Annotated in this window: 15 protein-coding genes; 8 read left to right on the top strand and 7 right to left on the bottom strand. The window is 70.9% G+C overall.

The window, feature by feature from the left end:
* Nucleotides 1–28: 28 nt before the first annotated feature.
* Entirely contained in the window at nucleotides 29–991 is a 963-nt protein-coding gene (locus tag FHS44_RS33605; protein ID WP_184722338.1) for a GNAT family N-acetyltransferase, read from the bottom strand.
* A 63-nt stretch (nucleotides 992–1,054) separates the two neighbouring features.
* A complete protein-coding gene (locus tag FHS44_RS33600; RefSeq protein WP_184722335.1) occupies nucleotides 1,055–2,587 on the bottom strand; it encodes an MDR family MFS transporter in 1,533 nt (510 codons plus the stop codon).
* A gap of 159 nt (nucleotides 2,588–2,746) precedes the next feature.
* Between FHS44_RS33600 and FHS44_RS33595 the strand changes: the two genes are divergently transcribed.
* From FHS44_RS33595 to FHS44_RS33580, 4 genes are all read left to right on the top strand, one after another.
* Complete coding sequence (locus FHS44_RS33595) at nucleotides 2,747–3,298, top strand: TetR/AcrR family transcriptional regulator (RefSeq protein ID WP_184722332.1); 552 nt, start codon at nucleotides 2,747–2,749, stop codon at nucleotides 3,296–3,298.
* Nucleotides 3,295–3,561: a DUF4031 domain-containing protein gene (locus FHS44_RS33590; protein ID WP_184722329.1), complete on the top strand. Its 267-nt coding sequence runs from the start codon at nucleotides 3,295–3,297 to the stop codon at nucleotides 3,559–3,561. Before FHS44_RS33595 ends, FHS44_RS33590 begins: the two co-directional genes overlap by 4 nt.
* A gap of 101 nt (nucleotides 3,562–3,662) precedes the next feature.
* Nucleotides 3,663–4,208, top strand: coding sequence for a type 1 glutamine amidotransferase domain-containing protein (locus tag FHS44_RS33585; RefSeq protein WP_184722424.1), 546 nt, complete (start codon nucleotides 3,663–3,665; stop codon nucleotides 4,206–4,208).
* Nucleotides 4,209–4,327: 119 nt separating this feature from the next.
* Nucleotides 4,328–4,819, top strand: coding sequence for an ATP-binding protein (locus FHS44_RS33580; RefSeq protein WP_184722326.1), 492 nt, complete (start codon nucleotides 4,328–4,330; stop codon nucleotides 4,817–4,819).
* A 10-nt stretch (nucleotides 4,820–4,829) separates the two neighbouring features.
* On the opposite strand, the gene FHS44_RS33575 is transcribed toward FHS44_RS33580, so the two are convergent.
* Both FHS44_RS33575 and FHS44_RS42545 read right to left on the bottom strand, forming a co-directional pair.
* Nucleotides 4,830–4,982: a hypothetical protein gene (locus tag FHS44_RS33575; protein ID WP_184722323.1), complete on the bottom strand. Its 153-nt coding sequence runs from the start codon at nucleotides 4,980–4,982 to the stop codon at nucleotides 4,830–4,832.
* Nucleotides 4,983–5,021: 39 nt separating this feature from the next.
* On the bottom strand, nucleotides 5,022–6,071 hold the full coding sequence (locus tag FHS44_RS42545; RefSeq protein WP_184722320.1) for a helix-turn-helix domain-containing protein: 1,050 nt from the start codon (nucleotides 6,069–6,071) through the stop codon (nucleotides 5,022–5,024).
* A 111-nt stretch (nucleotides 6,072–6,182) separates the two neighbouring features.
* On the opposite strand from FHS44_RS42545, the gene glyA reads away from it, so the two are divergent.
* Nucleotides 6,183–7,490: a serine hydroxymethyltransferase gene (glyA, locus tag FHS44_RS33565; protein ID WP_184722318.1), complete on the top strand. Its 1,308-nt coding sequence runs from the start codon at nucleotides 6,183–6,185 to the stop codon at nucleotides 7,488–7,490.
* A 78-nt stretch (nucleotides 7,491–7,568) separates the two neighbouring features.
* On the opposite strand, the gene FHS44_RS33560 is transcribed toward glyA, so the two are convergent.
* From FHS44_RS33560 to FHS44_RS33550, 3 genes are all read right to left on the bottom strand, one after another.
* Complete coding sequence (locus FHS44_RS33560) at nucleotides 7,569–8,942, bottom strand: NADP-dependent succinic semialdehyde dehydrogenase (RefSeq protein WP_184722315.1); 1,374 nt, start codon at nucleotides 8,940–8,942, stop codon at nucleotides 7,569–7,571.
* A gap of 125 nt (nucleotides 8,943–9,067) precedes the next feature.
* Entirely contained in the window at nucleotides 9,068–10,117 is a 1,050-nt protein-coding gene (locus FHS44_RS33555; protein ID WP_184722312.1) for an NADPH:quinone reductase, read from the bottom strand.
* 89 nt (nucleotides 10,118–10,206) lie between these two features.
* Nucleotides 10,207–10,377, bottom strand: a complete 171-nt coding sequence (locus tag FHS44_RS33550) for a hypothetical protein (protein WP_184722309.1) — start codon at nucleotides 10,375–10,377, stop codon at nucleotides 10,207–10,209.
* A 220-nt stretch (nucleotides 10,378–10,597) separates the two neighbouring features.
* Between FHS44_RS33550 and FHS44_RS33545 the strand changes: the two genes are divergently transcribed.
* From FHS44_RS33545 to FHS44_RS33535, 3 genes are all read left to right on the top strand, one after another.
* Nucleotides 10,598–11,566: a YihY/virulence factor BrkB family protein gene (locus FHS44_RS33545; protein ID WP_184722306.1), complete on the top strand. Its 969-nt coding sequence runs from the start codon at nucleotides 10,598–10,600 to the stop codon at nucleotides 11,564–11,566.
* Nucleotides 11,567–11,671: 105 nt separating this feature from the next.
* On the top strand, nucleotides 11,672–12,736 hold the full coding sequence (locus FHS44_RS33540; protein ID WP_184722304.1) for a cobalamin-independent methionine synthase II family protein: 1,065 nt from the start codon (nucleotides 11,672–11,674) through the stop codon (nucleotides 12,734–12,736).
* A 66-nt stretch (nucleotides 12,737–12,802) separates the two neighbouring features.
* A complete protein-coding gene (locus tag FHS44_RS33535; protein WP_184722301.1) occupies nucleotides 12,803–13,093 on the top strand; it encodes a DUF1330 domain-containing protein in 291 nt (96 codons plus the stop codon).

The following is a 13,093-nucleotide window of genomic DNA, read 5'->3' as shown; positions in this document are numbered from 1 at the left end:
AGCGACCACACCCCTTGGACTCAATCATCTAGAGAGTCCTGCGCCAGACGTCGATGGCCAGGACCTGCCGCATCCCGACCGAGAGATACAGGTCCAGGGCCGGGGTGCTGTTGTTGGCGTCCACGTGCAGGTAGGTGCCGATCCGGCCGCGGGCGGCGTCGGCGGCGAAGGCCGTACGCAACAGGAAACGGCCGAGACCGCGGCCCCTGAAGCGGGGCAGCACCGCGAGCTGGCGGACGTAGCCCGAGTTCTCGTCCCCGGCGAAGGCGTCGGTGCCCAGCAGCATCGCGGCGGGCTCGCCGTCGATCCTGGCCACCGTGAGCTGCGCCCAGTCGGTGCTGGCCGAGGAGTCCAGTTCGGCGTGCCACTCGTCGTAGTCCTTCGGCGTGAACCCGAAGTGCTCGGCGAACCCCTCCTGCTGTACGGCGTGGCCCTGGCGCCGTACCTCCTCGTCCGTCCCGTGGTGGACCGTCACCCCGGGCGGGGCCACGGGCTCGGGGACCGGGGTGTCGTGGTCGGCCAGGAGACGGATGAAGCTCGTCGCGGCGACGAAGCCCCGGGCCGCGGCCAGGGCCCGTTTGCCGCTGTCCTCCCGGTACAGGGCGATGTCGACCACGGCGCTGTCGTGGCCGAGTTCCGCGGCGATCCCGGCCGCCCGCCCGGTGACGGCCTCCCACAGGGGGCCGGTGAGCTCGGCGGCGCCGGGATGCACGACCACGTCGACGTCCACGTTGTTCCCCGTGCCCTTGCGGCAGGCCCAGGCCCAGGCGACCAGGCTCCCCGAGGTGTCGTGGACGAGCCAGCCGTCCTTCTCCCCGTCGAAGGCGGGCTCGTTGAGCTGGTCGGTGACGTCGTCGAGGGTCATGTCGGCCTTGCCGATCACCCGCGTGTCGCACAGGGAGATCAGCCGGTGGATGTCCGCCGCGTCCCCGGCCACCGGCCGCCGGGTGGTGTACCCGGCGGCGGTGACGATTGTCGTCGTTGTGTCCATGCCGCCCAGTCTGGGAGAGGCGACTTGGCACTCACTGAGTGGGAACTTGCTCGCCCGGCGCGGTCAGTCGAGCACCGCGACCGGAGTCCCGTCCTCCGCGCCCTCTGAGCCTGAGCGCAGCGGGATCTCCTTGATGAAGGCCGCGGCCACCGGCACCAGGACGGCGAAGAGGATGGCCCAGGTGAACACGCTGCCGATCGAGGACGCCAGGGATTCGAGGAACCCCGCGCGCACGCCCGCGGGCATCTCGTGCAGGGCTGCGGGGTTGAACTGGCCTCCGCTCGACGCGAGCTTCTCGCCCGCCGCCGCCCCCAGCTTGCTCGTCAGGTTGGCGGTGAGCTGGTGGCTGAAGATCGCGCCGAACAGCGAGACGCCGAACGAGCCGCCGATGGACCTGAAGAAGGTCGAGGCGCTGCTGGCGACGCCCAGGTCCTTCTGCTCGACGCTGTTCTGCGCGATCAGCATGGTGGTCTGCATCAGGAAGCCCATGCCCAGGCCGAGCACCGCGATGTAGACACCGGTGCGCCAGGAGGGGGTGTCCACGGTCTGCGTGGACAGCAGCCACATGGCGACCGCCATGACCACGCCGCCGAGGACCGGATAGATCTTGTACTTGCCGGTCTTGGTGATGGCCCGGCCGACGAACAGCGAGACCACCATGGCCGCGCCCATCATCGGCAGCAGGAGCAGGCCGGAGTTGGTCGCCGAGGCGCCCTGGACGGTCTGCTGGAACAGCGGCAGGAAGTTGATGGCGCCGAACATCGCGAAGCCGAGCAGGAAGCCGACCGCGGAGATCAGGCTGAAGTTGCGGTCGCGGAAGACGTTGAGCGGCATGATCGGCTCGACGACCCTGCGCTCGACCACGATGAAGAGCGCCAGGCTGACCACGGCGCCGACGGCCAGGCCGATGATCTGCGGCGAGTTCCAGTCGTAGTCGTTGCCGCCCCAGGTGGTGATGAGGACGAGCGCGGTGATGCCGACCGAGAGCAGGAAGGCGCCGATCCAGTCGATGCGGTGCTCGGTGCGGTACTTCGGCAGCTTGAGCGTGACGGCCAGCAGCGCGAGGGCGACGAAGCCGACGGGCAGGTTCACGTAGAAGGCCCAGCGCCAGTCGAGGTGGTCGGTGATGAAGCCGCCGACGAGCGGTCCCGCGATCATCGCGAGCGCCATCACCCCGGCCATGATGCCCTGGTACTGGCCGCGCTCGCGGGGCGGGACGAGGTCGCCGATGATGGCCATGGCGTTGACCATCAGGCCGCCGGCGCCAAGCCCCTGGAGCGCGCGGAAGCCGATGAGCTGGTTCATGCCGTCCGCGGTGCCGCCGAGCAGGTCGGAACCCGCCATGCCGCAGAGCGCGGAGCCGATCATGAAGATCACGATGGAGGCGAGGAAGATGTTCTTCCTGCCGTACAGGTCCCCGATCTTGCCCCAGATGGGGGTCGAGACGGTGGTGCCGAGCACGTAGGCGGTCACCACCCACGACAGGTGGGTCAGGCCGCCGAGTTCACCCACGATGCGCGGCATCGCCGTACCGACGATCATGTTGTCGAGCATCGCCAGGACCATCGCCAGCATCAGGCCCGGCAACACGATCATGACCTCACGTTGCCGCGCCGGTGCGGTCGCGGTCTCCTTCACGTTCGTTGCCCCCTAGTGGATCTTGCTTACTTGCCGACCGGCTAGTGTCGGATATGCTGGGAAATGTAAGGCGCCTACTTACCGGCCGTCAAGTTAGTTTCGAGCGCAAAGGGAGCCATGAGCGAAAACGCCGACACCCGGACTCGCATCCAGGAGATAGCCCTGAAACTCTTCATCGAGCAGGGCTACGAGGCGACCTCACTTCGCGAGATAGCCGAGGCGCTCGGCGTGACCAAGGCCGCCCTCTACTACCACTTCAAGAGCAAGGACGAGATCGTCACCGGCCTGGTCGAGGACCGGCTGCGCACGGTCGACGAGCTGGTCGAATGGGTCAAGACCCAGCCCCGTACCGAGGAGAACCGGCGCACGCTGGTGCGCCGCTACTCGGAGGACCTGCGCCGGGGCAGGCACCACGAGGTCATGCACCTCATAGAGCGCAACCAGACCGCGTTCAAGGACCATCCGACGATGGTGCGGATCCGTCATCAGATGTTCGAGCTGATCACCTTCCTCGTCGATCCCGAGGACCCGACGGCCACCCGGCTGAGGAACTCGATGTCGCTGTTCGCCCTGCACGCCTCCTGGTTCCTGCTCAGGGACGAGACGATCGGCGACGACGAGCGCAGGGAAGCCGCCCTTGAGGTCGCGCTCGAACTGCTGCGCCGGTGAGCGTCCTCATCGACCCGCCCGCCTGGCCGGGTCCCCGTGGCCTGCTCTGGTCGCACCTGGTCAGCGACAGCTCCGTCGAGGAGTTGCACGCCTTCGCCGAACGGCTCGGGGTGCCCGCCAGGGCGTTCGACCGTGACCACTACGACGTCCCGGAGACCGTCTACGAACGCGCGGTCTCCCTGGGGGCGCAGCCGGTCTCCTCCAGAGAACTTCTGACCCGGCTCATCGCCTCCGGCCTGCGCAGACGCAAAATCCGGCGGTGAATCGGAGCACTTCCCACATGGTCTCCCGCATCGCGGGGATGACAGCCCCTGCATCACAGCCAGATATCCGACATTTCGGAAAAATCAGTGCAGGGGGAATGATGCTCAACGGTAAGACCATCGCCTTCCTGGTCGCCCCCGAGGGGGTCGAGCAGGTCGAGCTCACCGAACCGTGGCAGGCCGTACGGCAGGCCGGTGGCACTCCCCGGCTGGTCTCGACGGAGCCGGGCGAGATCCAGGCCTTCAACCACCTCGACAAGGCCGACCGCTTCCCGGTCGACACGACCGTCGAGGAGGTCTCGGCCGCCGACTTCGACGGGCTGGTGCTGCCCGGCGGGGTCGCCAACCCCGACTACCTCAGGACCGTGCCCGCGGCCGTACGGTTCGCCAAGGGCTTCTTCGAGGCGGGCAAACCCGTCGCGTCCATCTGCCACGCCCCGTGGACCCTGATCGAGGCGGACGTGGTGCGCGACCGCACGATCACCTCCTGGCCCAGCCTCAGGACCGACCTGACCAACGCCGGGGCCAACTGGCAGGACCAGGAGGTCGTGATCTGCGTCGCGGGCACGAACACGCTGGTCAGCAGCCGTAGACCGGACGACCTCAAGGCCTTCTCCCAGGCCGCGCTCGACGTCTTCTCCGGCTGACCCGTCCAGGGTTTCCCGACTGCCCCGTCCGGGACGGGCGACCCAGGAGAGGTCGTTCGTCCCGGTTAGAACGGGCGGGCCGGGGCAGGGCTTCAGAGGGCAACCGTGAAGGAGGAACCGTGGAGGCCACAATCGCGCTACGCCTGCCGCGTGACGCCGCAAGTGTCCCGGTCATCAGGCAACTGCTCGACGCCGCACTCCGCGCCCTGGGGGTCGAGTCGCAGGTGCGGGAAGACATCCTGCTCATGCTCTCCGAGGCGTGCTCCAACGTGATCCAGCACGCCACAGCCAGCGACGACTACATGGTGAGCACCGAACTCTTCAGCGACCGCTGTGTCATCAAGGTGATCGACACGGGCAACGGGTTCGACTTCTCCAGCACGCGCGCGCCCTCACCCACCTCCGAGCACGGCCGCGGCCTGCTCATCATGAGGGCGCTGGCCGACGACATCCGCTTCACCAGCCGTCCCGAGCGGGGATCCGTCGTCTGTCTTGAGAAGACCCTGCGCTTCGTGCAGGACGCCCCCGGACTGTCGCTGCTGCTCAACGAGGAGCACGTGCGGCACGACGGAAACGGTCATGTACGGCAGGAGCACGCCAGGGCCCGGTGAACCGGGACCGTCACCGCCTCCGGCGCCGTGCCGTCCTCGCGCGTTCCCGCAGGGTCGAGGCGACCAGCGCCGCGAGCGCGACGAGGACGGCCACCGAGATGAGAAGTGCCGCCAGGCCGACGAGGCCCAGCACGACCAGAACGCTGACGAGCTCACTGATCAACTGCCGCACCTGCAGGGCTTTGCCCGGTTTATCCGGCGACTACACCGCATTCCAGCGCGCCAGCTTCAGCGCGAGATGGAGTTCTAACCTGTCGGCCCCGTCCTTCAGGCTGCGCCCGGTGATCTCCTCGATCCGCGCCAGCCGGTAGTAGAGGCTGGTGCGGTGCAGGTGGAGCAGCCTGGCGGTCTCCTGCGCGTCTCCCCCGCTGTCCAGGTAGGTCTCCAGGGTCACGGCCAGGGTGGGATGCCCGTGCAGCGGGCCGGTGGCGAGCCCGCCCGGCTCGGCGAGCAGCCGGTAGACGCCCAGGTCGGGCCAGGTCGCGACCGGTCCGAGCGCGGGTTCCGCCATGGCCGCCCTGGCGGCGGCGACCGCCTCCCTGTGGGCGTGCCCCGCCGTACCGAGACCGGCATGCACCGCGCTGAGCCCCGCGACACCGCCGGTGCGGGCGACCAGCCGCCCGGCCAGCGCGGCCGCGTCCTGCCCGCCGTTCAGCAGCAGTACGGCGTGCCGGTCGAGAACCGTGAAGGCGGGGGGACGCCGGGTCCCGGCCATCTCCTCCTCGACCGCCCTGCCCGGCTTGCCCCGCCCGCCGCGCAGGGCCAGCAGGCGCAGCGGCCCCTCGCCGAGCACCGCGGCGGCCCGTCCCACCGGGATCCCCCCGGTCAGCAGCCCCCGCAGCGTGCCCGACCCCCCGCCGCCGTCGAGCAGGGCGGCGATGGCCGCGGCGTTCCGTACGGCCCCGGCCTCCTGCTCCCGGGTCAGCGGCGTCTCCCCCTCGATGATCCACAGCAGGCCGACGCGCCTGCCCTGGTGGAGCAGGGGCAGGCAGAGCCTGGCCGCCATGCCGAGCGCCGGGTTGGCGGGAACCCTGACCGGCGCGCGGGCCGTGGCCACGCCGTGGACCTCCTGCCAGGCCCGGACCGCGGCGGGGACGGAGCGGGACAGGATCGCCTGGGCGCGGACCTGGTCGACCTCGCCGTGGTGGACGCTGTGCGCGACGACCTGGCCCTCGGGATCGTCCACCGCCACACCTCGACCCACGGCCGCGGCCAGGGAGTCGAGGAGATCCTGGACCTCATCGCCGATCACCGTCGAATCCTACAGATGTATGAAAGGTCTCCGCTGGCACGACGATGACTGGCCGGGGCGCGGGCCGTACCGTCGCTTGCGTCGCCTCGTGAAGCTTGGAGGGAGACCGACGTGCAGGAGCGCAGCCGTATCGCCCCGTGGGCCTCGCCCAGGGCACAACGACGCCTGGCGGAGCTTGAGGCCGCGGCCGAGGGCCTGGGTCTCGACGAGGTCGTGCGGACGGTCGGCACGTCGCTCGCCGCGCACCGGAGCAGACTCGACGAGGACGGCGTCGTGCTCTACGCGGGCACCAACACGATGAGCGAGCGCGCCAGGGCGGCCCACGAGCTGTCGGCGGCCTGCCGTCCCTCCATGGGCTGGCCCGGGGAGAAGTTCCAGACCGGCCTCGACGAGCTGGACGTGCTTGAGGTGCTCGCCCCGTTGGGGATGGCCTCCCTGATGGAGGGCGAGTTCGCCGAGGTCAGGCTGCAGAGCGCGACGCTGGCCAACCTGGCCTGCTACACGGCCTTCGCCGTACCCGGTGACACGATCGCGGTGCTGCCGGAGGCGGCGGGCGGCCACGCCAGCCACCACGCCCAGGGCGCCGCGGGGATCCGGGGCCTGCGGGTCGTCGACCTGCCCTACGACGCGGCCGGGTTCGGCATCGACCACGACGCCCTGCCGGGTTTCCTGCGCGAGCACCGGCCCGCCCTGGTGGTGATCGGGGCGAGCCTGATGCTGTTCCCGCACGACGTCGCGCGGGTGCGGGCCGCGTGCGACGAGGTGGAGGCGGTGCTGCTCTACGACGCCTCGCACGTGGCCGGGTTGATCGCGGGGGGCCGTTTCCAGCGGCCCCTGCGGGAGGGCGCCCACCTGCTGACCATGTCCACCTACAAGTCCTTCGGCGGCCCTCCCGGGGCGGCCATCGTGACCCGCGACGAGGACCTCGCCCAGCGGGTCTCGGCCGCCGCCTACCCCGGGCTGACCGCCAACTACGACGCCTCCCGGCTGGCCCCGCTGGCCGTGACGGCGGCCGAGCACGCCGCGGAGGGGCCGCGCTACGCCGACGCCTGTGTCGCGAACGCGCACGCCCTGGCCGCCGCGCTGGCCGAGGAGGGCTTCGCCGTCGCGGCGGCCGACCTGGGCTGGACGGTCTCCCACCACGTCGCGGTGGACGCCGCGGCCTTCGGCGGCGGTGACGAGGCGGCCAGACGGCTGGCCGAGGGCGGCGTCTACCTCAGCGGCATCGGCCTGCCCGACCAGGCGCCGGGCGAGCCGATGCGGGGCCTGCGGATCGGCACCCAGGAGGTCACCCGGCGCGGGTTCACCCCCGACACGATGCGGCCGGTCGCTACGCTGATGCGCAGGCTGCTGATCGACGGCCACGACCCGGCCGAGGTGTCGCGCGACACGGTGGCGCTGCGCCGTTCCCTCCCCTGATCCCGGACCGGCCCGCGACCCCCTGGGGCCCGGCGCCCCTGGCGGGCCGGTCCGTGCACCTCTCCGGCGTGAGCGCGCTCAGCCGATCCAGACCGTCTTGAGGTTGCAGAACTCGCGGATGCCGTGGGCGGACAGCTCCCTGCCGTATCCAGAGTTCCTGATGCCACCGAAGGGCAGCTGCGGATACGAGACCACCATGCCGTTGACCGCGACCATCCCGGCCTCAAGCTCGTTGACGAGACGCTCCTGTTCGCGCTCGTCGGTGGTCCAGGCGTTGGCGCCGAGCCCGAAGGAGGTGGCGTTGGCGAGCGTGACGGCCTCCTCGACGTCCCCGACCCGGTACAGCGAGGCGACCGGGCCGAACGACTCCTCAAGGAACAGCTTCATCCCGGGGGTGACGCCGCTCAGCACGGTCGGCTCGTAGAACCAGCCGGGCCGGTCGGGGCTCACCCCGCCGCACAGCACCCGCGCGCCGCGCCCCGCCGCGTCGGCGACCAGTTTCTCCAGGTCGTCGAGCCCCTGCTCGGTCGCCAGCGGCCCGACGTCTGTCGTCTCCTCCATGGGGTCGCCGACCCGCAGCGACTCCATCCGCTCGACGAAGAGCGCCTCGAACTCGTCGTAGACGTCGGTGTGCACGATGAAGCGCTTGGCCGCGATGCATGACTGGCCGTTGTTCTGCACCCTGGCGGTGACGGCGGTCGAGACGGCGGCCTCAAGGTCGGCGGACGGCATCACCACGAAGGGGTCGGAACCGCCCAGTTCGAGGACGGTCTTCTTGACCTCGGAGCCCGCGATCGCCGCGACGGAACGGCCCGCGGGCTCGGAGCCGGTCAGGGTCGCGGCGACCACACGCCTGTCCCGCAGCACCGACTCGACCTGCGAGGACCCGATGAGCAGGGTCTGGAAGCAGCCGGCGGGGAAGCCCGCCCTGGTGAACAGCTCGCCCAGGTAGAGCGCGGTCTGCGGGACGTTCGAGGCGTGCTTGAGCAGTCCCACGTTGCCCGCCATCAGGGCGGGCGCGGCGAAGCGGATCACCTGCCAGAGCGGGAAGTTCCACGGCATCACCGCGAGCACCGGCCCCAGCGGCTGGTAGCGCGCGTAGGCGCGCCGTGCCCCGACAGCTTGCGCGTCCCCCGGCTCGTCGGCCAGGAGCGCCTCGGCGTTGTCGGCGTAGAAGCGCATCCCGGTCACGCACTTGGTGGCCTCGGCGCGGGCCGAGGCCAGTGTCTTGCCCATCTCGGTCGTCATGAGGCGGGCCGTCTCCTCAAGCTCGCCTTCGAGCAGGTCGGCCGCCGCGCGCATCCAGGCCGCCCGCTGCGCGAAGCCGGTCGCCCGGTAGGTCAGGAAGTCGGCGGCGGCGCGTTCGAGCCGTTCCTCGACCTCCCGCTCGTCCAGTGGCTCGAAGGTCTTCAGGGTCTCCCCCGTGGCCGGGTTGACCGTCGCGATCGCCATCACTGCCTCCTCGACGGCCGCCGCCCCCGGACGGCGGCCGGAATCGGGACCTGCCGGACAGGGGGCGTGTCCTGCACGCCCCCTACCCTCCCCAGATATCCGCTCAGACCCGGAGGAAACAGGGGTCAGGCACCGACCTCGATGATGACCTTGCCGACGGCCCCCGCCTCGACCGCCGCGTGGGCGTCGGCGGCGCGCTCCAAGGGGAATCGGACGATCGGCAGCCCCGCCTCCTCCCCCACGCGCAACGCGCCCGCGGCGACGGCGGCGGAGACGTCCTCGACGGCGGCCAGCTTGACGGCCTCGGGGACGGTGTAGACCAGGACTCCCTGGTAGCGGAGGTTGCCCGCCGCGACCGGCCCGAGCGGCAGGAGGACCTCGGGAGGGCCGCCGTCCACGGCGTAGACGGCGACGGTCCCCGCGGGGGCCAGGACCGCGAGGTCGAGGTCGAGGTTCACCACGGGCGCCACCTCGACGACGAGATCGACGCCGCACGGGGCGACCCGCCTGATCTCCTCGGCCGCGTCCCCCTCGCGGTAGTTCACGACGTGGTGGGCACCGGCCGAGGCCGCGAGCGCGGCCTTCTCCGGGCCGCTGACCGTGGTGACGACCGTGGCGCCCGCCCACCTGGCGAGCTGGATCGCGGCGTTGCCGACCGCGCCCGCCCCACCGGCGACCAGTACGGTACGGCCCGCCAGCGCGCCGGGCGCCAGCCTTCCCGCGCCGCTCTCCCCCACGGTGTTGTCCAGCACGGTGCTGTCCAGCACGGTGAGGCAGCGGTGCGCGGTCAGCGCGGGGACTCCCAGGGCCGCGCCCACCTCGAACGAGACTTCTGCGGGCAGCCGTACGGCCTGGCGGGCGGGCAGCACGACGAACTCCTGGGCGGTGCCGTCGGGGCGCTGCCAGGCGGCCTCCCAGATCCAGACACGGTCGCCGGGCCGCAGGTCGTCGACCCCCGCGCCGACCGCGTCCACGACGCCTGAACCGTCCTGGTTCGGCACCACCTCGGGGAAGGTGGGGCCTGACTCGTCCGCGCGGAACTTCCAGTCGCTGGGGTTGACGGCGGACAGGACCACGCGGACCCTGACCTCGCCCGGCCCCGGCTCGGGAACGGGCCGCTCGACCAGGCGCAGGACCTCGGGTCCGCCCGTCTCGGTGTAGATGATCGCTCTCACACCGGAGGTAACCTCCGCTTAGAGCGGCTTATTCCTCCTGTCTCCCGCGGAACCGCCGTGAGAGGGGCGGCCCCGCGGGTCTGTCTCCGTCAGTCTCCGAACCTGGAGGAGCGGAAGAGCTTGACCACGAAACCGGCGACCACGGCGATCAGACCGAGGATCAGGGCCCACTTGATGAGGCCGACGACGAAGCCCAGGATCGAGCCGAGCAGGAAGAAGGCGAGCACCACGGCCGCCACAATCAACAGAATCCGTCCCATGTCTCCACGCTACGACCCGGTATGCCCCCGACGGCAGGGGCGTGGACCGAAGTCAGGGGCAAGCCAGGGTTCCCCCTCGGGGACACCCCTGGTTCCCACGCGGGGGTGTCGGGTGCCGCCGGGGCCTGAATGTCTGCCAGACTTCCGGGATGATTTCGTCGCCTTCCGTGACATCCGGCCCGCTGGGACGGGTTCCGCGATCCCGGGGTAGAGCCCCTCAATGACGGTCATGAGCTTCACCGGGCGGCTGTCCGGGCGGATCACGGAGGCCTGGGTGCGCGCCCGCCGTCGGCACGGCTGGCTCGACCATCTGGCGCGCGCCGCCGTGCGTTACGACCAGGTGGACGGTGGCCGCCTGTCCGCTGCGCTCACCTACTACTCGTTCTTCGCGATCTTCGCGCTCGGCCTGCTCGGGTTCGCGATCATCGGGCACGTCCTGGACACGCCCGAGGTGGTGCGGGCCGTACAGGACTATCTGAGTGAGACCTTCCCGCGTCTCGACGTGGCGGCGCTGCGGGAGGCGCAGAGCACGGCCGGGCTGATCGCCCTGTTCGGCCTGCCGCTGACCGGGCTGTTCTGGATCGACACGCTGCGCTCGGCGATCAGGGCCATCTGGCACCTTGAGCAGTATCCGGGCGTCCTCCTGCTGCGTCAGCTCATCGACCTGGGGGTGCTGGCCGGGCTCGGGCTGCTGCTCTCCCTGACGCTCACCCTGGCGTTCGTCACCGGGGAGATGCTGAGCTGGCTGGTCGCGCACACCGTGGGCACCAATGACGCCCCGGCCCAGTGGCTGCTGTCGGCCGCCGCCTTCGTGGTGGGGCTCGGGGTGAACACGCTGCTGGCGTTCGCCCTGCTGAGCGGGCCGCCGAGGCTGCGGCTGCCGCCGCGCAGGGCGCTGGTCCCCGCCCTGCTCATCACCGTCGGCCTGGAGATCCTCAAGACACTCGGGCAGCTCTACATCGGCATGACCGCGGCCAACCCGGCCTACCAGGTGGTCGCGGGCGCCGCCGCGATGCTCGTCTTCCTCAAGCTCCTCAACCAGCTCGTCCTGTTCGCCGCGGCGCTGACGGCGACCGGCAGGGACGGCCGGGTCGTCGATCTGACGACCGGCAGAATCGTCCCGCCCGTCGTACCGGCCGCCGTTCCACCGGTCGCCGCACCGGAGCGGGATGTGACCGGCGCGTCGTGAGCGCGGAGGTTCCACATCCGGGGGAGGAAGTTCCACACCTCGGGGGGTAATCCTCTCCACCGGTACGTGATTGATCAGACACAGATCGTTATCTACGCTCGCGGCATGGAGATCCCCACCGAACCGATCGGCAGCATCCCCCGCCCTCCGGAACTGCTGACCGCGCTGGCCGACCACGCCGACGGCCGGATCGGCGACGAGGAACTGGCCGCGCGGCAGGCGGAGGCCGTCGCGGAGACGATCAGACGCCTTGAGGAGACCGGCTCCCCCGTCCTCGTGGACGGCGAGCAGTCCAAGCCGAGCTTCGCCACCTACCCGATCGCCGGTCTGCCGGGGCTGCGCCCCGACGGTGCGGTCATCCCGTTCGCGGACGGCCACACCCGGCAGCTACCCCGCCTGACCTCGGGCCCGTTCCGCTACGCGGTGCACGCCGAGGAGTATCTCAGGCGGGCCAGGAGCCACACCGCTCTGCCGGTCAAGCAGGCGGTCATCGCCCCCTCGGCGCTGAGCCTACTCTACCCGGCCGACGGCATCGAGGACTACCCGCGCAAGGCCTTCCTCGACGACCTGGTCAGCGAGGCCGAGACGGACATCCTCGGCAGCCTGAACGCGGGCGCGCACGCCGTACAGCTCGACTTCACCGAGGGGCGCCTGTCGCTCAAGCTCGACCCGAGCGGCGGGCTGCTCGACGACTTCGTCGAGCTCAACAACCGGGTGCTCGACCGCTTCAGCCCGCAGGAGCGGGCCAGGATCGGCGTGCACACCTGCCCCGGTGGCGACCAGGACTCCACGCACAGCCTCGACGTGGACTACGTGAGCCTGCTCCCGGCGCTCTTCCGGCTCCAGGTGGGCAACTTCTACGTCCAGCTCGCCAGCGAGGCCGACCCCGAGCGGGTGCTGAGCGTCATCGGCGAGGCCCTGCGTCCCGGCGTGCGGGTCTTCGTCGGCGTCATCGACCCGATCGATCCCCGCGTCGAGACGGCCGAGCAGGTGCGTGACCGGGTGCTGGCCGCCGCCCGTCACATCCCTCTCGACCAGCTCGGCACCTGCGACGACTGCGGTTTCTCCCCCTTCGCCGACGACACCTCGACCTCCCGCGAGACGGCGTTCGCCAAGATCACCGCCCGGGTCGAGGGGACCGCGCTGGCCGCCCGGGAACTCGGGCTGTGAGGAGGTGTCCCGCCGCCCCCTCCCCGCGGCGGGGGCGGCGGGACACCTCCCGGTACGGTGTGGCCCATGACCGCATACATGATCGCGAAGGTGAAGGCGACCGGCGACGAGGCGGAGCTGGCCGCGTACCGCGCCCAGGTCGAGGCGACCCTCGAACCGTACGGCGGCCGCTATCTGGTGCGGGGCGGCCCCGTCGAGGTCCTTGAGGGCGACCCCGAGCCCGGCCGGATCGTCGTCGTCGAGTTTCCCGACGCCGAGTCCGCCCGCGCGTGGAACGACTCCCCCGAATACCGGCGGATCGCTCCCCTGCGGATCCACAACGCCGAAAGCGACCGCCTGATCGTCACGGGGGTCTGA

Origin of the sequence: Streptosporangium saharense, from assembly GCF_014203715.1 — a bacterium.
GTDB lineage: Bacteria > Actinomycetota > Actinomycetes > Streptosporangiales > Streptosporangiaceae > Streptosporangium > Streptosporangium saharense.
Note: the sequence above shows the minus strand (reverse complement) of the source record. Positions and strands in the feature narration are given on the sequence as shown.